Genomic DNA, 21,812 nt, shown 5'->3' with positions numbered 1-21,812 from the left:
TACTGAACCGTCGGAATGTTACGGATCGATGTAGAATTCAGGGTGTGCGCACGGCGACGAACAACCCGTTCACCCCCGGCTTCGGCGATGCCGCGGTGTGGGTGCCGCGGACGCGGCAGGTGGCCGCGGTCCGCGCCATGGTCTCGCGAGCCCGCACCGGTGCTCGGCAGGCGCCACGACTGATCGAGCAGGAGCGCGGGTTCGGCAAGACCAGTCTGCTCGCGGCAGTGGAGGACCTCGCCTCCGACTGGGAGGACGACGCCGTCGTCATACGCGTCACCGCCGTGGAGGGCGAGCCATTCATGACCGCGCTCGCACACCGGCTCTCGCAGGGTCTCCGCCAGGTCGAGGGAACCGTCGGTGCGGCGCTGGTCCAGGTCTCCAGCTGGCTTGGCCGAGTCCGTGAGATCCGGCTGGCCGGCGTGCTCGAGGTGGACGTCGACGAGACAGCGGAGATGCCGGCTTCCCTGGCACTCGGTCGGGCGCTGCAGGAGCTCGGGGCCGCCGCTCGAGCTGACGGTGACCGCCCGGTGGTGCTGCTGATCGATGAGGCGCAGGCGATCGACGCTCCCTCCCGCCGCGCGGTCTTCACGGCGCTGCAGGAGGTCATCAACACCCTGGACGCCACGGGTCGGGTGCTGCCCTTCGCCGTGGTGCTCGCTGGCCTGCCCGGCACCCGCGCCGCGTTCAAACGCCACCGGGTGACGTTCGGTGAGCGCTGCCGGGACCTGCCGCTCGAGTCCCTCGAGGACGAGGCCATCCGGGACACCCTGCTGCGCTTCGACACCTTCAACACCGAGGGAGTCACCTTCGCCGGCGACGGGATCGAGGAGATGATCGAGGCCACCGGTGGCCACCCCCACGTCTTCCAGCTGGTCGGGGAGGGCGCCTGGAACCACCGGGAGGACGGCCAGCACATCACCGCCGAGGACGTCCGCGCCGGCGTGGCCCAGTCGCAACGCGAGCTGGCCATGATCGCGCAGGCGCGGCTGAACGGCCTGACCGAGAGCCAGCTCGGGTGGTTGCGCGCCATGGCTGGAATCGCCGAGGGCGAGCGGACGCTCACGTCGATCTGTCGAGCCTTCCGGGGACGGGACTCGGCCACGGCCAGCGACTGCGGGTCCATCGCCGACGCGCTGCTCACCAAGGGCGTGATCCGGCGGGCGGACGACGGCTCCGGTGTCGTATTCGCCCTGCGGAGCATCGAGGACCACCTGAGAGCGTGAGCGCGGCCAGCACCAGTCGACGTGATCCCAGGATCGCGCAGTTCCTGCCTCTGCGCCAGCAAATCCACGATCGCGCGACTGAGGTCCGGTCAGGTCGGGTCGCGCAGCAGGCGGCGCAGGACGTCGGCCATCTCAGCCTTCACATCCCCCTCCGGCGTCCGATGGCCAGCCAGATGGAGCACCGTGATGCCGTGCACCGCACTCCACAGCCGCCAGGCCAACCGCACGGCCTCGCGCCGACGTCGCGGTCCCAGCCGGGCGTCCAGCCACTCGTGGCAGGCCGTCACCCACGTGGCCTCGAACCCGGCCCACTCCACCGCCTCGGTCGCCGCGTCGCGGTGGAACTCGACCACCGGGCTGCCGAACATGACGTCGAACAGCGCGGGATGGGCCACCGCCGTGTCCAGGTAGGCGTGCCCCATCTGGATCAGCCGCTCGTCCGAGCCGGGTTCCGCCTGGATCCTGGAGGTGTCCCGCAAACGACGGAAGCCCTCTGCGTGCAGCGCGCGGACGACGTCGGGTTTACCCCCCACGCGTGAGTACACGACCTGATAGCTGGTGCCGAGCGCGGCGGCGAGCTTGCGCATCGACAGTCCCGCGGCGCCCTCGTGTTCCAGGAGGGACTCGGCCACCGCCAGGACGTCCTCCCGGGTCGGGGACCCGGACCGGGGGAGTGCCCCCGCGTCGATGCGGTCAGCTGCAGCCATCACTATGATAGTGTCATATGACAGCATCATATGCTACCCGCCGTCCCTTCCCCGGACGGGTCGGCCTGCCGGACGCCGAGCTGCCGACCGGGCCGCCTGACCGCTCGCTGTGGCGCGAACTCGCCGGCGCCAAGCAGATCCCCCGTCTCCTCCACCGGTTCCCGCGGCTGGCGTTCATGCCTCGCGGTCACGGTCGACCGGTGATCGACGTCCCCGGGTGGCGGGCGCCGGAGGCATCGATGGCGCCGCTCCGTCAGTACCTGCGGTTCCTCGGCTACGACGCGCGCGGCTGGGGGCTCGGGACGCACCACGGCTACCCCGAGCGCGACGCTGCACGGCTCGTGCCGCTGGTCACGCGTGCGGCCGAGCAGGCCGGCCAGCCGATCTCCCTCGTCGGATGGAGCCTGGGCGGCGTGATCGTGCGCGAGGTCGCCCGTCATGCGCCCGATGTCGTGTCTCAGGTCATCGTGTTCGGCAGTCCGCTGATCGGCGGACCGCTCTACACCGGCAGTGCCGGCTCCGTGACCTCCGAGCGACAGCAGCAGATCCTCGACCACATCGCCGCCGTCGAGGCGGCCACACCGCAGACGATCCCCATCACCGTGATCTACTCCCGGCGGGATGCGGTGGTGAACTGGCGCGCCGCGCTGGACCGGACCAGTCTCGACGCCTCGCACATCGAGGTCGCGTCCACGCACCTGACGCTGGGCGTCGACCCCGACGTGTGGGAGATCGTGGCCCGACGGCTGGCCGGGGAGCGCGTGGCTGCCGCGCCAGGGAGGTACGCGGCGTGAACGGCGACGTGTCCCAGCAGCTGGCCGTGGTCCAGGATGGCCAGCACTGGGTTGCGCAGGTCCACGACGGGTTCGACGTCTTCGGGATCCCGCACGGGGGCTATCTGCTGGCGCTCGGGGCAGGCGCGATCCTGCGGGACACCGCTGCCCCGGACATCTTCAGCGTCACCTGTCACTACCTCCGCAAGGCCGAGGTGGGTGAGCTGCGCTTCGCCGTGTCACCGGTCGGGGGAAGCCGCCGGTTCACAACCGTCACGGCCACCGGGGCACAGGGCGGGAAGACGGTCCTCAGCCTCATGGCTTCGGTCGGTGATCGCGACGGGATACACGGGCCGTCCTGGTCTGGGGTGCCGCCGCTGGCCATTCCGAGCGACCAGCTCGCGCCAGGGCGCTCGGAGCACTTCACACCCCCGTCCATCGCCGAGTCGATGGGGTTGCGACTGGACGGGGCGAGCACCGGCTTCGTGCAGGGGCGGGTCGGTGCCGAGGGGCGCATGCGCGGTGTCGCCGACAGCAGCCCGATCGATCAGCTGACCGCGCTGGTCGCCTGTGACTTGACCCCGCCGGCGGTGTGGAACGCGCTCGGGGCCAAGGGCTGGGTGCCCACGGTGGAGTTGACCGCGCACGTCCGGGCCCGTCCGGCCACCGGCCCGTTCACGATCGACGTCGTGTCCAACCACGTGTCAGACGGGTTCGTCGAGGAGGATGCCCTGGTCTACGACGGGACGGGCACCCTGGTCGTCCAGTCGCGGCAGCTGGCCCGGTGGACGGAGTCAGCCGGCTGAACTCGGCAGCGGGTCGAGCGCGTCGAAGCGTGCGCCCGCTGCGGCGACGCTCGCGTCCCACACCTCCCGCCGCCGTGCCAGGTCGTGGTGGCCGGAGCGCAGTCGGACCGGGCGCCCGGGCACGGTGATCAGGACGTCGGTCGGGTAGCGCTCGGCGGCGTCGAGCAGGATGCCTGCGACGTCATCGGCCGATCGCAGCGTCATCACGCTGCTGAACAGCCGGGACACGATCCGTCCCACCAACTTCTGCTCCATCTCGGAGCGGATGCCCGTGTCGGCCGCCCCCGGGTTTGCGACGTGGACGCGCACACCGGTGTCGGCGAGCCGCGCGGCGAGTTCGAGACCGAAGACGTCGTTCGCCGCCTGCGCGCGAGCATGGGCCACGAAGGCTCGCGTCTCTGGCCCTGGCGGGATCCCGTCGGCGCGCAGGCGTCCCGGGGCACCAGCCGCGGCCACGTGGAGGATGCGTGTCCGCGACTCGATCAGCCGCTCGAGCAGGCGGCTGACAAGGAGCACGCGAGAGAGATAGGCGGTGACGAAGGCCTCGTCGAAGCCCTCACTGGTCTCGATCCGTTCACGGCGCAGGACGTCGGCCGATTGCACGAGCCGATCGATCCGTGGCATGGAGTCCAGCACCTCGTCGGCGAGTCGCCCGGTGTCGGACAGCAGCGAGACGTCGGCGCCGACGAAGCGTGCCCCGATCTCCGCGGCTGTGTTGCTGCCGCGGCCACCCGGTCGGCCGACGATGGTCACGTCGTGACCCTCGTCAATCAGCCGCCGAGCCACATCCCGCCCGATTCCTGCCGTCCCGCCCACCACGAGAGCCGTCGGTCTCGCGCTGTCGCTGGCGGATGTTGAGGTTGTCATGTCTGCTCCGGTTCGTCGATCGAGTTGGGCCGGCGCTACGATGAGGGACGTTCGTTTACGCCAGGATATTGTATGTGTTCACAATATAGGTCCTCAGATACTGTGGTGCCGCAGGTCGAGTTGCCGGCCGCAGTGATCGACGCCGTCGATGGCGGTGCCATCAGTGCGGCGTCGGTTCGTCTCGTGGAACAGATGGGGGTCTTCGGGATGGCGTACCGACGCTTCATCGAGACCAGCGCCGGACGGGGCGGGCTCTCGGTCGCTCGGCTTCGGGTCCTCTGGCTACTGCACGGTGGGGGACCCCTCATCATGCGCGAGCTCTGCGAGGGACTTGGTGTCAGTCCCCGCAACGTCACCCAGCTCGTCGACGGTCTCGAGTCCGACGGCCTTGCGCGACGCGCCCCGCACCCCTCGGATCGCCGCGCGACCGTGATCGAGCTCACGACCGACGGCGAGGCGATGGTCTCGGAGTGCTGGGGTGCGCACGTGCTCGAGGTGGCGGCACTGTTCGAGCGCCTGGAAGGGGACGACCGCGAGTCGCTGCTCCGCGTCGTGGAGCAGCTGGTCGGCCAGCTGGAGTCCCTGGGGGTGGATGTCGCCTGCGGTCCAGGCGGTCACCCGACGAGCGCGTGATCGCCGCTGGTTCTAGCGCGGCACCCAGTCAGGGTCCCGCTTCTCGCGGAAGGCCGCGATGCCCTCCGCCGCCTCTGCCGACCCGAAGCGCTCACTGGACGTGGCCAGTGTCCACTCGAAGGCCGCCGACCGATTCAGAAACGGCACCCGCCGCACCAGCTCCTTGCTGACCGCGAGCGCCTCCGGCCCTCCACGCAGGACCTTGTCCAGGATGCTCCCCAGCGCGTCATCCAGCTCCGCAGCCGGCACGGCGTGATTGATCAGTCCGACCTGCACCGCCCGCTGGGCTGAGATCTTCTCACCGGACAGGAACAGCTCCAGCGCGTCGCCCTGCCGCATCTTCGGCAGGCACACCACGCTGATCACGGCGGGCGCGACACCGATGCGAACCTCGGTGAAGCCCAGCGTGGCCTCCGACGTCATCACTGAGATGTCACAGGCGGCGGCGAGCCCGACACCACCGCCGGTGCAGTGCCCGGCGATCCGACCGATCACCGGCTTGCGGTGATCCAGTATCAAGGACAGCAGTTCGGGGAGGTCGTACCGAGGTGCCTCGTCGCTGCTGCCCTTCAGGTCGGCCCCGGCGCAGAACGTCGACCCGGCGTTGGTGAGGACGACCACCCTCACGTCGTCGTCCTCAGCTGCGGCCTGCAGTCCATCGCCCAGGCCGTTGACCAGCGGGCCTGACAGCGCGTTACGCGTCGGATGGTGATCCAGCGTCATCGTGGCGATTCCGTCGGAGACCTCGTACCGCGTGTGCGTTCCCATGGCGGGCGAGCATAGGGGTGACCCTCAACCTGCACTTGACCCGTCCACCCGGCGTATGGCCCCTCATCCGCCCATGCCGTACGGTACGGGCACTTCGCTGGCCGCTCCTTCCCTGAGGCGCACGTGTCCTTCCCCGCATCGTCTTCGCTGTTGTCGCGCAGCAGAACGCCAGCACGCCCGTTCAGCACCGCTCCGGTCAGACGACTGCCCTACCTCTCGGCGCTCGATGGACTTCGCGCCGTCGCGGTGATCGCCGTGATGATCTACCACGCCGATGCGGGCTGGCTGCCCGGCGGATACCTGGGCGTCGAGGTCTTCTTCACCATCTCGGGGTACCTCATCACGGCGCTGCTGATCACGGAGTTCGAGCGAACGGGCAGCGTCGACCTCATCGACTTCTGGAAACGTCGCGCGAGGCGGCTGTTGCCCGCGCTCGGGGTCTTGTTGGTCGGGGTGGCCGTCCTGTCGCTCTTCACGGCCCGGGACGCGTTGGGCAACCTGACGGGCCAGGCCGCCGCCGCGCTGGCCTACGTCACCAACTGGTCCCTGATCCTCACCGAGCAGTCCTACTTCGAGAGCTTCGGCCGCCCGCCACTGCTGCAGCACCTGTGGTCCCTGGCGATCGAGGAGCAGTTCTACCTCGCCTTCCCGCCGCTGTTCATCCTGGGCCGGCGACTGCTGGGGCGACGAATGTCGATGGCAGCCGTGGCGGTCGGGATCGTGGCATCGACGGCGTTGATGTGGGCGCTCTTCGAGCCCAACGTCGATCCCTCACGCCTGTACTACGGCACCGACACGCGCGCGGCTGGGATCCTGGTCGGCGTCCTGCTCGCGATGGTGTGGCGCCCATGGGCCTCCCTCGGCGTCGGCTCCGTGCGCACCGCTGCCATACCCGACCTGCTCGGGGTCGTAGGGATCGTGGTGCTGCTGAGTCAGTTCGTCCTGCTGAGCGCCTACGACGAACGGCTGTACCAGGGTGGGTTCCTGCTGGTCGCCATCGCAACCGCCGCGGTCATCGGCTCGATCGTCACTCCGGGTTCGTTCCTGTCCGTCCCGCTGTCGTGGACCGTGTTGCGCTGGATCGGCGCCCGGTCGTACGGCCTGTACCTGTGGCACTGGCCGCTCTTCATGGTCCTGCGTCCCGGGGTTGACACGGTCGTGGGCGATCCCTGGCTGACGCTGGTCCGGCTGGGTGCAACCGTGGCCATCGCCGAGCTGTCGTTCATCTACGTCGAGCAGCCGATCCGCGAGGGTCGGTTCATCCAGCAGTTCCGCGACTTCAAGCGGGCGGCCCCCGAGCGGCCGGCGCTCCGGCGGGGGACGGCCATCGTGATCGCGTCGGTCATCGCCATGGCCGCCGTGGGCAACGTCCAACTACCGGTCGACCGGGCCATCGCCGCCACCCAGCCGCCCCAGGAGCCTGGCCCGGCCGGTTCCGCTGAACTGCCGGAGGGCCAGGTCGCGCTGATCCCATCGCCGACCGTGTCCCTGCTACCCAGCGGCCCCTCGCCGTCCGGCGACGCAGATGAATCGCCCGGCAACGCAACGCTCGAGGAGCGCTACGACACCATCTACGTCTACGGCGACTCGGTCATGGTCGGCGCATCCGACGCGTTCGAAGGCCTGGCAACCAACGTCGTGCTGGACGCCCGCATCGGCCGCCAGTGGCACGAGCTGGTCAGCGACGAGCGCCAGCCCGGACCCGACGACGCCGTGGTCATCCACCTGGGGTCCAACGGGGCCACGAACACCCAGACCATCGACCAGGTGCTCGACCACTTCTCGGATGCCGGCCGGGTCGTCCTGGTCAACGTCCGCGTCCCGCGGCCGTGGGAGTCCGCGGTCAACCGTCACCTGTCCGGCGCGACAGGCCGGTGGCCGAACACCCGCCTGGCCGACTGGAACGGCGCCTCCGACGCCACGCCGGCGTACTTCGACGGCGATGGCGTCCACGTCAGCGACAGCGGCGCGAGGGCCCTCGCCAGCGTCGTCACGTTCGGCTTGACCGCGCCCTGAGATGGCCCGGGCAGACGGCGGCCAGGCACGATCGTTGAATCACGCTGAGTAAATCGCCGAACACGCTCAGATTGCAGCCGGTGCCGCCGATTGGGCTGGTATGGCCACACCTCTCCGACACCCCTACACCGGCACCGGCTCGAACGTCCTCATCATCGAAGACGATCTGGCGTATCGCGTCCTGCTGACCGAGCGACTGCAGGACCAGGGCATTTCGGTGACGTCCTCCGCCACGCTCTTCGATGGGTTGGAGGCCCTCGGCAGCGCCGAGGCGATCGACGCCATCCTGCTCGACCTGGGTCTCCCGGACTCCGACGGGTTCGAGGCCCTGCGGATCACCGCGGACTGCAGCTCGATCCCCGTGGTCGTCCACTCCGGCACGGATCTGCCCGAGGCCGCCCTCGCCGCGGAGAGCCTTGGCGCCTCGGCCTTCATCAGCAAGGACGAGCCGATCGAGGATCTGGCCGCTGCCCTCACCTCGTTGATCCAGGACCAGCGCGTGGCTGCGCGCGAGGGACGGGTCGGTGTGCCCGCCGGCCAGGCCACGCCCGCGCCGCCCGACGCGATCACTCGGTCGCTCACATTCCTGACCTCGGCGCTTCCGATGGACATGTGGCTGTTCGCCCGGTCCTACGACGGGGTCTGGATCGTCGAGGCCACCAGCGGCGACCCCATCGCAGCAGCCCAGATGACCACAAGCGACGGGTGGGCGCCCGGTTTCCTGAGCGGCCTGGTCGCCGCCGGGGGCGTCAGACTGGTCGAGGACACCGTCCAGGCAGTGACCGGAACCGTCCCGGAGTCGATCCACCAGCAGTTCATCATCGAGTCCTTCTGCTCCGTCCCGATCACCGTCGTGGGCGATGGCGGCACCGGGCTGCTGCTCGGCGTCTCCGAGCTGCCGACTCGCTTCCGGGCGGGCTGTGACCAACTGCTCCGCTTCGCGGGCGACTCGATCGACCGGGAGCTGACGATCCAGGCCGAACGGGAGTTGACCCGACGCCACATGGATCTGGCCAAGCTCTCGGCCCGCGTCGACGCGCTGACCGGACTGCCGAACGCTCGATCCTTCGCTTCCTCCCTGGAGGTGGAGGAGGCCCGAAGCCGTCGTCATGATCACCAGACCGCGATCGCCATCGTGGACCTGGACGACCTGAGCGTCGTGAACGACACCCGGGGACGCCGGGTGGGTGACCAGGTGATCTCCCGCGCCGCAGACGTGCTTGCGAACGCGATCCGGACCAGCGATCTCGCCTTCCGCATCTCCGGCGACCGGTTCGGGATCCTCGCGCCGCGGTGTGGTCCCGAGTTCGTCGACGTCCTGCGTGCCCGCCTGACGTCGTCGTTGGCGCGGCAGACGATTGCCGCGTCGGTTGGCGTGGCCAGCCAAGCGACTGCCGGGTCACCGCTCATCGACGTCCTCGACGCCGCAACCGCGCAGATGATCGACGACAAGCGGTGCAAGCCCGTCTAGCCCCCGGTACCGGCATGCCACAATGACCACATGCCCGTCGAGCCTCCCGCCGTCTCCCGCTTTCCCGTCCCGAAGCTGGAGGACCTCCCCGAGGACATCCGCGAGATGATCGAGGCGGTCCAGGAGAAATCCGGCTTCATCCCGAACGTGTTCCTGGCGCTGGCGCACCGGCCCGCGGAGTTCAGAGCGTTCTTCGCCGGTCACGACGCCCTCATGGACAAGTCGGAGGGACTGTCCAAGGCCGAGCGCGAGATGATCGTGGTCGCGACCAGTGCGGTCAACGACTGCCTCTACTGCGTCATCGCCCACGGCGCCATCCTGCGCATCCGAGCCAAGAACCCGCTCATCGCCGATCAGTTGGCCACCAACCCATGGAAGGCCGATCTGTCCGACCGCGAGCGGCTGATCGTCGGATTTGCGCTGCAGATGGTGGATGAGTCCGGGTCGGTGACCGACGAGGACATCCAGGAACTGCGGGACGGCGGCCTGACCGACGACGAGATCTGGGACATCGGGGCCATCACCGCGTTCTTCGCGATGTCGAACCGACTGGCCAACCTGACCTCGATGCGGCCGAACGACGAGTTCTACGCGATGGCTCGCTGACCAGCCTGCGGATCGTGTCCCGCTGGTCCGGCTATCCGGACTGAGAGGACACGCAGCGGGGGGCCGATCAGTCCTCGGCCCGTCCGGTGCCGGCAGCCAGGGCACCAGGATCGTCGCGGACGTCCAGGTCACGGGCCGTCCCGTAGCCGGCCAGCCGATCGTCGATGGCTCGCAGGATGACGCCCACGTCGGTCTGACCCGGGGGGAGCGGGGACCGGTCCAGCGGGCGGTCGGCCGACTGTGGTTCGCGCTCGATTCCGGCGATGACCGCCGCCGTCCGCGTGCGGAGGTGGGCGAGGGCCCCCAGGTCCGCCGGGTGCACCACGTCGTCGCGCGTGGCGGTGGCCAGGGCTGCCGCTCTGACGCGCAGGGCCGTGGCCAGCAACCGGGCAGCGCGACCGTCGGCTGTGGCCAGAGCCAGGCTGGTCACGAAGGGTGCCGTGGCCTGTCGGACGGCTGAGACGGTCTGGTCGATGGCCCGCAGACACGCGGTCGCCAGGCCGCCGGTCGTCTGCACCTGCCGGAGTCCGTCGTCCAGCGCCCGCAGGAGCGTCACGACGGCCTCATCCACGGTGCGGCGACTGGAGACCGGCCGGACGATGCCGACCACCAGCGAGGCGGTCACGACCCCGATCGTCGTCTCCGCGACCCGCAGCAGCATCACCTCCGTCGTCAAGATGCCGGTCACCTGGTACAGCAGCGCGATCGCGATGGTCAGGGCGAACGTGAAGAGCGTGTAGTTCACGCGGAACACCCAGATCATCGCCGCGAGCACGCCGACCAGCGCCACCGTGACCAGGGTCGCGCTGCCGGCCAGCAGCCCGGCGATTCCGATGCCTGCGACGACGCCGACCACCGTTCCGAGCAGCCGCTCGACGGCCTTGCGGAATCCCTCACCGCGGGAGGTGGTCGTGGTCACGACGATGTAGGCCGCGATGACACCCCAGTACCACTCGGTCTCGGCGACAGCCAGCCCCAGCAGCAGCGTCGGGATCGCGGCCGCACCGGTCTTCAGCGCCACGTCACGACCGCTGCCGGGCTCGGGGACGGTCCCGCGCGGTGATCGGGTCGGCAGGTCGATCTCGGCCAGCCTGAAGCGGCGAGCAGCTGCGGCCAGCCGCTCGATCACCTCCTGGACCCGGTCGTCGTGTCCACCCAACCGGGGGACGAGTGGGCCCGCCGGGTGACCATCCTCGTCCAACTCCACCCGACCACGTCGCAGCGTCTGCACCAGGTGGTCGCGGTCCTGACGGGTGAGGTCCGGCGGCAGGGTCAGGACGGCCCAGAGCAGGTGGTCGGCCAGCGCCTCGGCGTCCAGGACGGCCGCCCGGAGCGCGCCGCTCCGCTGTTCTGGCGCCGACTTCTCGGAGGCTCCGACCCCGATGACGACGTCCAACTGCAGCGCCGTCTCCTGGACGTCGACCAGCCGCAGGCGGGCCCGTCGCTGCCGGCCCCCTCCCGGACCCAGGTCAGCGAGGTGGTCGACGGCATCGACGAGCACCGAGAGTTGTGCGAGGAGTGACGCCCGCAGCCGGCGGACGGTCGCCGCCGGGTTGTCCGGCAGCAGCACCCGGACGGTGACCTCGACCGCGGCAACGCCGCCGATGACCGCCACCAGCAGACCGGGGATGTCGCCAAAGGCGTAGCCGATGCGGAGGGACAACAAGCTGGTGATGAATGCGAGGAACCCCGCGGACACGCCGACCGGACCCCACCGGGAAGCCCACGCCGCAGTGACGGTGACCACCATGGCGGCGGCATACCCGAGCGGCCCGGCGCCGAGGAGCGCGGAGACCGCCGCGGCCGTGGCGGCACCAAGCGCGGCTGCGGGGGCCCAGGGCCGCGGCAGGCCGGGAGGCAGGGTCAGCACCCCGAGCAGCCCGACGGACACCGCGATGGCCGCCGGCAGCAGTGGCTGCCCTGCCGCTGCCAGCACACCCGCCGCGATGCCGCCCCCGAGGCCCGCGGCCACCAACGACCGGACGACGGACCGGGCACGAGCGAAGCCCGGGTCGGCCGCACGCAGCCGGTCGGCCAGGCGGCGCAACGGCGGGCGCGCCGGAACGCTCATGCGAGGCTGCTGAACACCTCGATCTGGCCGTGGAGCGTCTTGTGGACCGGGCACTTGTCGGCCACCCGCAGCAGGTCTGCCCGCTCGTCATCCGACAGCGCGCCCTCCAGCGTGATGACCTTCGTGAACCGCTCGATCCGACCGGATTGGTGCTCGCACCGCTCGCAGTCCTTGGCGTGCACCCGGTCGTAGTCAACTGACGCCGTCACCGACTCGAGCTGGTAGCCCTTCCGGTCGGCGTAGATCCGGATCGTCAGAGTCGTGCAGGAGGCCAGGGCCGTCGCCAGGTAGTCGTAGGGAGTGGGCCCGGTCTCCGTGCCTCCCACGGACGCCGGTTCGTCGACCCGCAGGGTGAACCCCCGGGACTCGACGTCCGTGGCCAGTTCGGTTCCCGTGGTCGAGATCGCCCCGTCGGCGCTGTAGTCCCGCTTCTCCTCCTCGCCGTCCCTGATCGCTGATTCGGGCAGATACCGCTCGGCCCAGGCGGCGATGACCTGCGCGGCGTACCGGGCATCCATGGGGTCGCTCAGCAGATGGTCGGCACGGTCCAGCGACACGAAGCTCTTCGGATGTTTGGCGGCGTCGTAGATCTCACGGGCGTTGTCGACGCCGACCGTCTGATCCAGAGGGGAGTGCATCACCAGCAGCGCACGGCCCAGCTCGGGCAGCTGCTCGGTCAGCCGGTGGGTGGCCAGGTCGTGGACGAAGGACTTGCCGATCGTGAAGTTCCGACCGGCGATCGTGACCTCCCCCTCCCCTTCGGCGAGGATCTCATCCAGGCCACCGGACAGCAGGTGCTCGACGTGCGTCGGATCCGACGGTGCGCCGATCGTGGCGACGGCGCTGACCGAGTCGATCCGCGGAGCCGCTGTCAGGACGGCTGCCCCGCCCAAGGAGTGCCCGACCAGCAGCGTGGTCGGCGCCACCTCGCGCTCGAGGTAGGCCGCCGCCGCGACGAGGTCCTCCACGTCGGCCGAGAACGTCGTCTCGGCGAACTCTCCACCACTGCGGCCGAGACCGGTGAAGTCGAAGGAGAGCACCGCGAACCCATGACCGGTGAGGGCCTGGGTGATCTGCTTCTCGACCTTGAGGTCCTTGGAGCAGGTGAAGCAGTGGGCGAACAGGGCCGCCCCGCGGAGCCGGCCGTCGTCCGGTTGGTCCAGCCGCGCGTGGAGCTCGTGGCCACGGGGACTCGTGAAGGTGCAGGTGGTGGAGGTGGGCATCGGGGAGACCGTCCTGGATCGGGTGTGTGCAAACGCTAACCGCCCGACGGTCCCGAGGCTTCCACCCCCGCCCCAGTTCCTAGGGGACGATCACCGCACGACCGTCGAGATCGCCGGCGTCCAACTGCTCGTAGGCACCGACTGCGTCGTCGAGGCTGAACGTGGTGGTGCGGGGACGGATCAGTCCGCGGGCTCCGAGATTCAGCACCTCGATGAGCTCAGGACGAGTGCCCCAGTACGTGTTCGCCAGCGATGACTCGTACGGGACGCCCATGAACGCCCACTCGAAGGTGCCGCCACCGATGCCGACGACCGTCACCTCGCCCATCGGTCTGACGACGCTCATCGCCAGGCCGATGGTCGGGTCCGCGCCCACGAAGTCCAGCACGAGGTCGGCCCCCTTGCCGCCGGTCGCCGTCATGATCTCCTCGGCGGCACCGTCGTCGGAGAGGATGGTGACGTGCGCGCCGTCCGCCTCGGCGCCGGCAAGCGCCTCCTCCTTGAGATCCACGGCGATGATGGTCGTGGCTGACATGGCTGACAGCATCTGCACACCGACGTGCCCAAGACCGCCGAGCCCGATCGCGACCGTGTGGGTGTTGGGGAGCAGCCGTGGGAGCGACCGCCTGATGGCGTGGTACGGCGTCAGGCCAGCGTCGGACAGCGGGGCCGCCACCGCCGGTTCGAGGCCGTCAGGCAGCGGCACCAGCAGCCGCTCGTGCGGGACGAGCATGAACTCGGCCATACCGCCGTCCAGGCCGAGGCCGCCACCCCCGCCGGGGATCGGCGCCGCTTCGGGATTCTCGCAGTAGTTCTCCACACCGACCCGACAGCGCGGGCACCTGCCGCAGCCCCACGGACCGTAGACCGCAACAGCTTGTCCGACCTCGACCGCGGACACGCCATCGCCGACGGTATCGACCCACCCGGCGTTCTCGTGACCCAATGTGAAGGGCGGAGACCACGGCAGCTCTTCACCCTCGAAGTCGTGCATCAAGTGGAGGTCGGAGTGGCAGGCTCCTGACCCGCCGATCTTCACCACGACCTCCCCGGGCCCGGGCTCGGGCTGGTCCACCTCCACGAGCTTCGGATCGGACTTCCAATCAGGTAGCTGCAGTGCGCGCATGGTCTCCTCCGGGGGATCGGGGACCTTCACGGGCTGACGGCCCCTCACCTATGCCGTAACCGGGGCGCCGGGTTGGCAATCATCCGCCCGCACCCCATGGATCAGCTGAGGACGTCCTTGCGGAGGAAGTGGCGCCAGGCCAGCCCCAGGATCACGATGATGTAGGGCACCTGCAGCCACATCCCACGCACCAGGTCGGCGTACCGGGGAGGGTCGGCCAGCAGGCCCAGCCACGCGTTCGCCTCGTGGACGGGCAGGTAGTCCCTGATCGACCCCAATGCCGTGATGTTGTCGAGGATCTGCACCACGATGACGATCACGATGGTCCCGGCGACGGCGCCGACCGGCTCGTCGGTCACGGTCGAGAGCGCGAAGGCCAGACAGGCCACCCAGGCCGCTGACCACAGGATGTAGGCCAGGATCAGCACGATCCGGCCAACGGCCTCAGCGACGGCCAGATTGCCGAAGGGGGTGATCATGCCGCCGCCGCCGAACGCGATCAGCCCACAGACGGCCGCCGAGATGGTCATCACCACCGCCGCCAAGACCGAGAGTTGGAGGCCCACGACCAGCTTGCGGCCGAGCAGCCGGGACCGGTTGACCGGCCGCGTCAGCAGGTACCGCAGCGACGACCAGCCGGCCTCGCTCGAGACCGTGTCCCCAGTGAACAGCGCGATGACGGAGAGCAGCAGGAACGGGCTGACCGCCGCGACGCTCATGATGGTGAAGTTCAGGCCCGACTGCCGGGCCAGGTCGAACAGGCCGGTGGGGTCCCCGCCGCCCCCTCCGCCGCCGTCGCCGGAGGTGAAGTAGAACGCGAGCGCCAGGAGGACCGGGACGCTGGCGATGCCGAGCAGGCCGAAGAGGGTGCGTCGACGGCGGAGTTGTCGGATCAACTCGGTCGTCATGGGATGAGGTCCCCTCGCCCTCGCGACCCCCCGCGTGTGCACGATCGGGGGCTAACCCCCATAGGTGGTGGAATCTGCACGATCGTGTCGCCTCTCACGCGGGGTCCCTCGTCAGTTCCAGGAAGGCGTCCTCCAGTCGGCCGCGCGGCGCGGCGCTCGACACCTCGACCCCCTCGGTCACGAGGTGGCTGATGACCTCCGATGAGGTGGATCCGTTGAGCGACACCACCAGCCCCTCACCTTCACGGGCCACCGCATCCTCGCCCAGCAGCCCGGCCAGGACCTCCTGTGCCCGCGTCAGATCCCGGGCGGTCACCACCAGCGTGCTGTTCGTGCCGACCAACTCGCTGACCGGCCCGGCCGCCACCACGCTCCCCTCGCGTACCACGGCGGCGTGGGTGCACATCTGCTCCACCTCACTCAGCAGATGGCTGGACACCAGGACGGTCAGTCCCTCCTCACCGAGCTCGGCGAGCAGCCGTCGCATGGCCTTGATCTGCTCCGGGTCCAGCCCGTCGGTGGGCTCGTCGAGCACCAGGATCTCGGGATCGCCCAGCAACGCCTGTGCGATCGCCAGCCGTTGGCGCATGCCGTGGCTGTAGGTCCGCGTCGGCTTGTGGATCGCCGCACCCAGGTCGGCGACGGCAAGAGCGCGGTCGAGGTTGGCCTCCTCCAGCGGCCGGCCGCCGGCCCGCCAGAAGCTGACCAGGTTCTGCATGCCGGTCAGGTAGGGCGCGAAGCCGGGACCTTCGACGAGGACCCCAACCCGGCCGAGGACGGGGTGACCGGGCGAGACGTCCTGTCCCAGGATCTGGATGTCGCCTGCCGTGGGGGAGGACAACCCCAGGAGCATCCGCATCGTGGTGGTCTTCCCGGCCCCGTTCGGTCCCAGCAGGCCGAAGACCTGTCCGCGCTCGACGGTCAGGTCCAACCCGTCGACCGCCACCTTGCCGTCGTCGAACTCCTTGACCAGCCCACGAATGGTGATCGGTGGAACGCCGTCAGACGTCCCGGCCGTCGCCGTCCGGTCACGCAAGCGCTGCTCGTGGCGGGCGGTCAGCAGGCGTCCGATCAGCGCGAGCAGGACGATCAGCAGGACCGGGATGGCGATGCGCACGATCGTCGGCAGACCCGAGGTCACCTCGGTCGGCACGGCCGGGAGGCCGAGGGTGGCGTCAGGCCCCGCGGCCAGCAGCACCAGTCCCGGCTCCCGTCCCGTTGCAAACCCCTGGTCGGTGGTCGCAACGGTCACGCGGAGGCGGTTGCCGGCGACGATGCGGTAGGCGACCGGGGTCAACTCGACGGCAACGGTCTGCTCGGGCCCGTCGAGGCGCTGCGGGTTGACGGCGGAGTGGATGAGGGTCGTCTGGCCGCCCGGCGTCACGTCGTAGAGCTTGACGAAGATGGCGGCCTGCGGTTGGACGGACGTGACACCGACGCGGATCCGGGGTGACCCCAGCACGGTGAGGTCCTCGGTGAGCGGGGCGGTGGTGAAGGTGGCGTTCTGTCCCGGGATGTCGACGCCGGGGAGCAGCCCACCAACCGACCCCAGACCGGGCAGCGTCGACAGCGCCGCGGGTACACCCCCGGGTGGGTGGACGAGCGGCCGCTCGACGCTGTTGGTGTCGGGGTCCAGCCGGCCGGGCTCCAGGCCGCCGTCCGGGGCCAGCGTGAAGATGCGCTGCTCGGCCTGATCACGTGCATCGGGGAGCGTCTCGCTGGTCTGCGGGGTGCCCGATGCGGCATCGGTCCAGCGGAGCACCGGCTGTCCGGCCTCGCCGCCCCGGAGGTGGGTGTCGAACCACCGGCGGGCGGCACCGGCCGTGACGCTGCTGGCCTCGCCGTGGCCGCCGCTGATCCACCGGACGGCCAGTGGCACGTCAGCCTGCTGGAGGCCGGCGGCGTTGTCCGCCGACTCGCGCAGATCGAAGAGCGTGTCGTCGAGCCCGCTGATCAGCATCGTCGGCGCAGTCACGGTGTCCAGCCGGCCGCTGAGGGAGGCCCGGTCCAGGATGTCGACGGCGTCGCTGCTGAGGCGTCCGACGGTGGCGGCCTGCGCGTACAGCACGCAGATCTCCAGGCTGAAGCGACCACAGGCGACCTGGTTGAGCGCCGCCAGTTCGGGTTGGTCGCTGAGGTCGACCTCATCGGGTGTGAGTTGGGCGAACAGCGAGAGATCGATCTCGGCGAGGTCGAACTCGGCCGGATCGAGGTCGGCCAGGTCCAGCCCGTCGAGTGCCTCGGGCTGGATGCCCGCCTCGGCGAGCAGGGCGTCCAGGTCGATCTGGTCGGGGGCAGGGCCGCTTTGGGCGCCGCCTGCGCCCGCGGGGTCGTCCGTCGTCCCGGCCCCGTCGGCTCCGGCGAAGCTGCCGACCGCGGCGCTGGTGAACAGCACGCTGGCCCACTGCTCCTTCAGCACGCCCGGTCCGCCGCCGGTGCCGTCCGGCGCCAGCGATCGTGACAGGCTGTGCCACGCCGCCGCGGCGACCACCGCATCGAGTCGAGGCTCCTGGGTGGCCGCCAGCAGGCTCAGGCCCCCGCCGTAGCTGCCCCCTCCGATTCCGACGCGTGGGTCGTCCACGCCGTCCTGCACCACCTCGTCGCGGGCGGCAAGGACGTCCACCAGGGCGGTGACGTCGGCCACCTCCCGCCGTGGGTCGTTGAGGCCGATGACACCACCGGACCGCCCGAACCCTCTCGCGGAGTAGGCCAGGACCACGTACCCGTCCTCGGCGTAGGACCGTGCCGGTCCGTCCAACGCGGCCCGTGAGGACCCGAAGCCGTGTGCCAGGATGATGGCCGGCGCGGGCGTCTCCTCCGGCAGGTACAGCGCCGCGTCCACGGCGATGGTCTCGTCGGCCTCCGGGGTGGTGGGCACGTCGACCGAGAGCGGTTCGACGGTCACCGATGGGTCGGACTGCAGCACGGCGATCAGGATGAGCAGGCCGATCGCTGCGGCCGCGGCTGCCACCAGTGCCTGCACGGTGGTCACGGTGGGGCTACTCCTCCGGACACTGGGTCGCCGCAGCCTCCGCCTCTGCGATCAACTCATCACCGATGATGCTGGGCTCGGCGATGACGAAGATGTCGTCGACGGTGCCGCAGTTGGTCGCGAGCCACTGGGTGGCGCTGTCGGCGGTCAGGATGACGCCGGACTCACGGCCCGCGAGCGGCCCGGCAACGAGCGTCCTGGCCTGGTCGTCCGGCGGCACCACCACGACGCGTGGCGGCCGGAAGTCCCGGACGTCGATCGCGATCTGGGCCGCACCGTTGCGACCCTGGACGATCTGGATCGGGCCGTCGAAGTCCTGCCCGATCTGGCCCTGGCCGCTGGCGTCGGCCGGGACGACGAAGAGCTGCTCGATGCCGAGCCGGTCGATGGCCGACAGCGTCGGCGCGGGCAGGCGACCCTCCTGGGAGATCAGGATGGGCAGGGGGGTGGCCCGTGAGGCCGCCAGACTGCCGGCTTCCAGACCCGCTGAGACGTTCTCGGCGGGCACGATGAGTGCGGACGGCAGCCCGTTGATCTCGGCCGGGTCGGTCTCCTGGGCAAACAGGTCGGCGACCAGGCCGGCGGTATCGAAGCGCGAGGCGCCTGCCAGACGGGTCACCTCGATCTCGAGGTCCTCCTCGAGGGTCGCCTCGAAGTCCCCCGAGAGGGCGTTGACGCCACCGATCAGGACGGCCTCGGCGACATCGAGTTCGCGCATCACGTCGAGGATCTGCGGGTCCAGCGCGTCGGTGCCGTTCAGCAGGATGGGCGCGTCGAGGGCGCCGGCGAGGCCGGTTGCGACGACGCCGTCGGCCAACGCCTCGGTGCCGGCGATGACCACAATGGGCGCGTCGCCGGGGTGGCTCTGCCGGGCCACCGAGGCGGAGGCGCTGACGGGGTCCTCGCCGGTGATCCGGGTGACGTCGACGGTCAGTGGCTGCGGATCCAACAGCCCGAGCGCGTTCAACCCGAGGACGATGACGAGGGCGAAGAGGATGACCTGCAGCAGCCGCACGTAGGGGTGCTCGAGTGAGGAGATGGGGACGTCGCCCCACCCCTGTTGGTCCTCGGGATCGCGGCGCCGAACCCTCCGACGGGAGTCAGGTGGTGTGTCCGTGGTCACGCTCGTCGGCTGGCTGGTCGGTGGTCAAGGTGGTGCTGACTGGGGATTCGCTGGCCGGCGTGCCGCTGCCCGGGTGACCATCAGCGAGTCCGGCCCAGAGCCCGGCGGCGACGACGGTCCCGACACCGATGATGACCGACCACGGTGAGTCGGTCAGGAACACCGTCATCAGGACCACGAAGCCCAGCACGACGACGGCGTTGGCCAGCGCGGGGCCGCGTTCGAGATGGTCCATGCCCCCATTGTGTACCGCCTTGCGCACCGGATCACCGATCGGCGACGGAGCGGACGAGGTTCTGGCGGTCCAACTTGCCGTTCGGCAGCCGCGGAAGCGTGTTGGTCACGACCAGGTCCTGGGGGGCGGCGTACCGGGGCATCGCGTCGGCGACGAAGGAGCGGAGCAGCGCCAGGGAGAGGATCGCCCCGACCTGCGCGGGGACGACGACGGCCACCACCCGCTGGCCCCACTCCTCGTCGGGGACGCCGATGACGACGGCTTCGACGACAGCCGGGTGCTCCTCGATTCGCGCGGCGACCTGTGCGGCCACCACCTTCTCCCCACCGGTGATGATGACGTCGTCGGCCCGGCCCAGCACCTCCACGGTGCCGTCCGGGGCAACCCGTCCGACGTCCTCGGTCTCGAAGCGCCCATCCGGAGTCAGCCCGATCCCGTCGCCGTGGACGCCGGCGCCAGGCAGGTGGTAGCCGGCCATCACCGTGGGGCCACCGATCACGAGACGGCCGGCGTCGCTCTCCGACACCTCCACGCCCGCCAGCGGGATCCCGTCGTAGACGCACCCGCCAGCTGTCTCGGTCATCCCGTACGTCGCCGTCAGGTGGGGCACCTGCTGGCGGAGTACCTCGGGGACCCGCGCCCCCCCGACCAAGACCGTCGTGTGCCGGTCAGGTGCCACGCCGGCAGCAACCAGCCGCCGGAGCATCGTGGGTACCACCGCCAGGTGGACCGGTTGGTCGAGCGCGGCGATGCGATCTGGGTCGAAGGTGTCGTGCAGGATCGCTGGCGTGCCCGTGACGATGCCGCGCAACAGCACCAGCAGCCCCGCGATGTGACTGACCGGGAGGCAGCACAGCCAGGGGACGTCCGGGTCGGCATCGGTCCGGTCGAGGCCGCGACGGACGCTTGCCTCGAGCGCATGCCGGGTGAGCATGACGGCTTTCGGGTGGCCGGTCGATCCGCTGGTCGGCACGACGGCGACCACGTCGTCGGGAACGTCCACACCGAACGGCAGCGTGACCGGGCCGTCCGGCTTGACCACGGCGCCGGGATTGACACCGGCGAGCAACGCGCTGCGGCGCTTCAGCGGGAGTCGCGGGTCCAGCGGGAGGATGGCCGGCCCGCCGTCCCAGGCAGCTTCGAGGTGGGGGAGCAGGTCGGTCGCCGTCGCGGGGACGGCCAGGAGCAGGCGCCCCGCGGAGGTGGGAGAACGGTCGGGCACGGCGGCTACGGTACGCCGGTGCCCTGTACTCGCCCCGCGTCCACAATCCACCACGTTCGGGTGCCGGTGGCCACGTCCTCCTCGTCGGGCGGGGCAGAGGGGCTCCGGGGCACGCGAGCGGGTGAGGGCCCGTGAACGTCTACCTCGAGGCGGCCCGGCCGAAGACCTTGACTGCCGCGGTGGCCCCGGTGGCGGTCGGGACGGCCGCTGCGAGCACGTTCGTGGCGTGGCGGGCGCTCGGGGCGTTGGTGGTGGCCGTCTCGGTCCAGGTGGCCGTCAACTACGCCAACGACTACTTCGACGGTGTGGCGGGCGTCGACACCGAGGCGCGGGTGGGCCCTCGTCGGGCCGTCGCCTCCGGGCTCATCGAGCCCCGGGCCATGAAGCGCGCGATCGGCGTGTCCCTGGTGGTCACGGCGGTGGCGGGGCTCGCGCTGGCGGCGGCGACCACGTGGTGGTTGGTGGCGGTTGGGGGGCTGTGCTTCCTGGCCGCGCTGGGGTACTCGGGTGGGCCGAAGCCCTACGCCTCGTTGGCCCTCGGTGAGCTGTTCGTCTTCGTCTTCTTCGGGCTGGTTGCAACCGTGGGCAGTGCCTACGTGCAGGACGAGCGGATCGTCCGGACCGCCGTCATCGCCGCCTTCCCCGTCGGCTTCTTCGCCGTGGCGATCCTGGTCGCGAACAACCTGCGGGACATCCCCACGGACGGTCCGGCGGGCAAGCGGACCCTGGCCGTCGTGCTGGGGGATGGCGCGACCCGGCAGCTGTTCCTGCTGCTGTTCGTGCTCGCCTTCGCCTTCCTCGGTGTGATCAGTCTCTCGGCCGGATCGTTGTGGCCGCTGCTCGCGCTGGTGGCGGTGCCATTGTCGGCCAGGCCGCTGGAGCTGGTCCGCAACGGAGCCGAGGGCCCCGAGCTGATCGAGGTCCTGGCTGGCACCGCACGGGTGCAGCTGGTGTTCTCCCTGGCGCTGACCGTGGGCCTCGTGGTGGGGAACCTGACCTCGTGATGGGGAACCTGACCTCATGGTGGGGAACCTGACCT

19 protein-coding genes are annotated in these 21,812 nt (G+C 70.3%); 8 read left to right on the top strand and 11 right to left on the bottom strand.

Annotated features, from left to right (window positions below; all coding sequences use genetic code 11):
- Positions 1-44: 44 nt before the first annotated feature.
- Positions 45-1,226 carry an ATP-binding protein gene (locus tag C1746_RS00600; RefSeq protein ID WP_116712774.1) on the top strand — a complete coding sequence of 394 codons (1,182 nt, stop codon included), beginning with the start codon at positions 45-47 and terminating at the stop codon, positions 1,224-1,226.
- Between the two features lie 89 nt (positions 1,227-1,315).
- On the opposite strand, the gene C1746_RS00595 is transcribed toward C1746_RS00600, so the two are convergent.
- Positions 1,316-1,933, bottom strand: coding sequence for a TetR/AcrR family transcriptional regulator (locus tag C1746_RS00595; RefSeq protein ID WP_162867227.1), 618 nt, complete (start codon positions 1,931-1,933; stop codon positions 1,316-1,318).
- Positions 1,934-1,950: 17 nt separating this feature from the next.
- Here C1746_RS00595 and C1746_RS00590 point away from each other — a divergent pair, with 17 nt between their 5' ends.
- A complete protein-coding gene (locus C1746_RS00590) occupies positions 1,951-2,727 on the top strand; it encodes an esterase/lipase family protein (RefSeq protein WP_116715508.1) in 777 nt (258 codons plus the stop codon).
- On the top strand, positions 2,724-3,512 hold the full coding sequence (locus C1746_RS00585; RefSeq protein ID WP_162867226.1) for a thioesterase family protein: 789 nt from the start codon (positions 2,724-2,726) through the stop codon (positions 3,510-3,512). The genes C1746_RS00590 and C1746_RS00585 overlap by 4 nt, the downstream gene beginning before the upstream one ends.
- On the opposite strand, the gene C1746_RS00580 is transcribed toward C1746_RS00585, so the two are convergent.
- Positions 3,501-4,379: an SDR family NAD(P)-dependent oxidoreductase gene (locus C1746_RS00580; RefSeq protein ID WP_116712771.1), complete on the bottom strand. Its 879-nt coding sequence runs from the start codon at positions 4,377-4,379 to the stop codon at positions 3,501-3,503. The genes C1746_RS00585 and C1746_RS00580 overlap by 12 nt on opposite strands.
- 102 nt (positions 4,380-4,481) lie before the next feature.
- On the opposite strand from C1746_RS00580, the gene C1746_RS00575 reads away from it, so the two are divergent.
- On the top strand, positions 4,482-5,012 hold the full coding sequence (locus C1746_RS00575; protein WP_162867225.1) for a MarR family winged helix-turn-helix transcriptional regulator: 531 nt from the start codon (positions 4,482-4,484) through the stop codon (positions 5,010-5,012).
- 12 nt (positions 5,013-5,024) lie between these two features.
- On the opposite strand, the gene C1746_RS00570 is transcribed toward C1746_RS00575, so the two are convergent.
- On the bottom strand, positions 5,025-5,780 hold the full coding sequence (locus C1746_RS00570; protein WP_116712769.1) for an enoyl-CoA hydratase/isomerase family protein: 756 nt from the start codon (positions 5,778-5,780) through the stop codon (positions 5,025-5,027).
- A 150-nt stretch (positions 5,781-5,930) separates the two neighbouring features.
- Between C1746_RS00570 and C1746_RS00565 the strand changes: the two genes are divergently transcribed.
- From C1746_RS00565 to C1746_RS00555, 3 genes are all read left to right on the top strand, one after another.
- On the top strand, positions 5,931-7,796 hold the full coding sequence (locus tag C1746_RS00565; RefSeq protein WP_116712768.1) for an acyltransferase family protein: 1,866 nt from the start codon (positions 5,931-5,933) through the stop codon (positions 7,794-7,796).
- A gap of 100 nt (positions 7,797-7,896) precedes the next feature.
- Positions 7,897-9,267: a GGDEF domain-containing response regulator gene (locus C1746_RS00560; RefSeq protein ID WP_116712767.1), complete on the top strand. Its 1,371-nt coding sequence runs from the start codon at positions 7,897-7,899 to the stop codon at positions 9,265-9,267.
- Between the two features lie 30 nt (positions 9,268-9,297).
- Positions 9,298-9,873, top strand: coding sequence for a peroxidase-related enzyme (locus C1746_RS00555; RefSeq protein ID WP_116712766.1), 576 nt, complete (start codon positions 9,298-9,300; stop codon positions 9,871-9,873).
- A gap of 67 nt (positions 9,874-9,940) precedes the next feature.
- Here the strand turns inward: C1746_RS00555 and C1746_RS00550 are convergent, their stop codons facing one another.
- The 8 genes from C1746_RS00550 to C1746_RS00515 all read right to left on the bottom strand — a co-directional run bounded on the left by C1746_RS00550 (position 9,941) and on the right by C1746_RS00515 (position 20,773).
- Positions 9,941-11,944, bottom strand: coding sequence for an FUSC family protein (locus C1746_RS00550; protein WP_116712765.1), 2,004 nt, complete (start codon positions 11,942-11,944; stop codon positions 9,941-9,943).
- Complete coding sequence (locus C1746_RS00545; protein ID WP_116712764.1) at positions 11,941-13,167, bottom strand: bifunctional alpha/beta hydrolase/OsmC family protein; 1,227 nt, start codon at positions 13,165-13,167, stop codon at positions 11,941-11,943. The genes C1746_RS00550 and C1746_RS00545 overlap by 4 nt, the downstream gene beginning before the upstream one ends.
- A 79-nt stretch (positions 13,168-13,246) precedes the next feature.
- A complete protein-coding gene (locus C1746_RS00540) occupies positions 13,247-14,293 on the bottom strand; it encodes an NAD(P)-dependent alcohol dehydrogenase (protein ID WP_116715507.1) in 1,047 nt (348 codons plus the stop codon).
- Between the two features lie 101 nt (positions 14,294-14,394).
- The gene (locus C1746_RS00535) at positions 14,395-15,201 is read right to left on the bottom strand and encodes an ABC transporter permease (protein WP_116712763.1); all 807 of its coding nucleotides are present in this window, start codon (positions 15,199-15,201) and stop codon (positions 14,395-14,397) included.
- Positions 15,202-15,295: 94 nt separating this feature from the next.
- Positions 15,296-18,193 (bottom strand): alpha/beta fold hydrolase, encoded by a 2,898-nt coding sequence (locus C1746_RS00530; RefSeq protein WP_116712762.1) that lies wholly within the window; start codon positions 18,191-18,193, stop codon positions 15,296-15,298.
- 7 nt (positions 18,194-18,200) lie between these two features.
- Positions 18,201-19,316 (bottom strand): cell wall-binding repeat-containing protein, encoded by a 1,116-nt coding sequence (locus C1746_RS00525; RefSeq protein ID WP_116712761.1) that lies wholly within the window; start codon positions 19,314-19,316, stop codon positions 18,201-18,203.
- Entirely contained in the window at positions 19,294-19,551 is a 258-nt protein-coding gene (locus C1746_RS00520; RefSeq protein WP_116712760.1) for a hypothetical protein, read from the bottom strand. Before C1746_RS00520 ends, C1746_RS00525 begins: the two co-directional genes overlap by 23 nt.
- 31 nt (positions 19,552-19,582) lie before the next feature.
- Positions 19,583-20,773, bottom strand: coding sequence for a class I adenylate-forming enzyme family protein (locus C1746_RS00515; protein ID WP_205711622.1), 1,191 nt, complete (start codon positions 20,771-20,773; stop codon positions 19,583-19,585).
- Between the two features lie 131 nt (positions 20,774-20,904).
- Here C1746_RS00515 and C1746_RS00510 point away from each other — a divergent pair, with 131 nt between their 5' ends.
- Complete coding sequence (locus C1746_RS00510) at positions 20,905-21,777, top strand: 1,4-dihydroxy-2-naphthoate polyprenyltransferase (RefSeq protein ID WP_116712759.1); 873 nt, start codon at positions 20,905-20,907, stop codon at positions 21,775-21,777.
- Positions 21,778-21,812: the final 35 nt, after the last annotated feature.

This window comes from Euzebya tangerina (assembly GCF_003074135.1).
Lineage (GTDB): Bacteria > Actinomycetota > Nitriliruptoria > Euzebyales > Euzebyaceae > Euzebya > Euzebya tangerina.
Note: the sequence above shows the minus strand (reverse complement) of the source record. Positions and strands in the feature narration are given on the sequence as shown.

Bases quoted from the DNA above. Each gene is read 5' to 3' on its own strand.
- C1746_RS00595 (WP_162867227.1), bottom strand. From the start codon at position 1,933: ATGGCTGCAGCTGACCGCATCGACGCGGGGGCACTCCCCCGGTCCGGG.
- C1746_RS00590 (WP_116715508.1), top strand. From the start codon at position 1,951: ATGACAGCATCATATGCTACCCGCCGTCCCTTCCCCGGACGGGTCGGC.
- C1746_RS00580 (WP_116712771.1), bottom strand. From the start codon at position 4,379: ATGACAACCTCAACATCCGCCAGCGACAGCGCGAGACCGACGGCTCTC.
- C1746_RS00570 (WP_116712769.1), bottom strand. From the start codon at position 5,780: ATGGGAACGCACACGCGGTACGAGGTCTCCGACGGAATCGCCACGATG.
- C1746_RS00560 (WP_116712767.1), top strand. From the start codon at position 7,897: ATGGCCACACCTCTCCGACACCCCTACACCGGCACCGGCTCGAACGTC.
- C1746_RS00555 (WP_116712766.1), top strand. From the start codon at position 9,298: ATGCCCGTCGAGCCTCCCGCCGTCTCCCGCTTTCCCGTCCCGAAGCTG.
- C1746_RS00550 (WP_116712765.1), bottom strand. From the start codon at position 11,944: ATGAGCGTTCCGGCGCGCCCGCCGTTGCGCCGCCTGGCCGACCGGCTG.
- C1746_RS00545 (WP_116712764.1), bottom strand. From the start codon at position 13,167: ATGCCCACCTCCACCACCTGCACCTTCACGAGTCCCCGTGGCCACGAG.
- C1746_RS00540 (WP_116715507.1), bottom strand. From the start codon at position 14,293: ATGCGCGCACTGCAGCTACCTGATTGGAAGTCCGATCCGAAGCTCGTG.
- C1746_RS00535 (WP_116712763.1), bottom strand. From the start codon at position 15,201: ATGACGACCGAGTTGATCCGACAACTCCGCCGTCGACGCACCCTCTTC.
- C1746_RS00520 (WP_116712760.1), bottom strand. From the start codon at position 19,551: ATGGACCATCTCGAACGCGGCCCCGCGCTGGCCAACGCCGTCGTCGTG.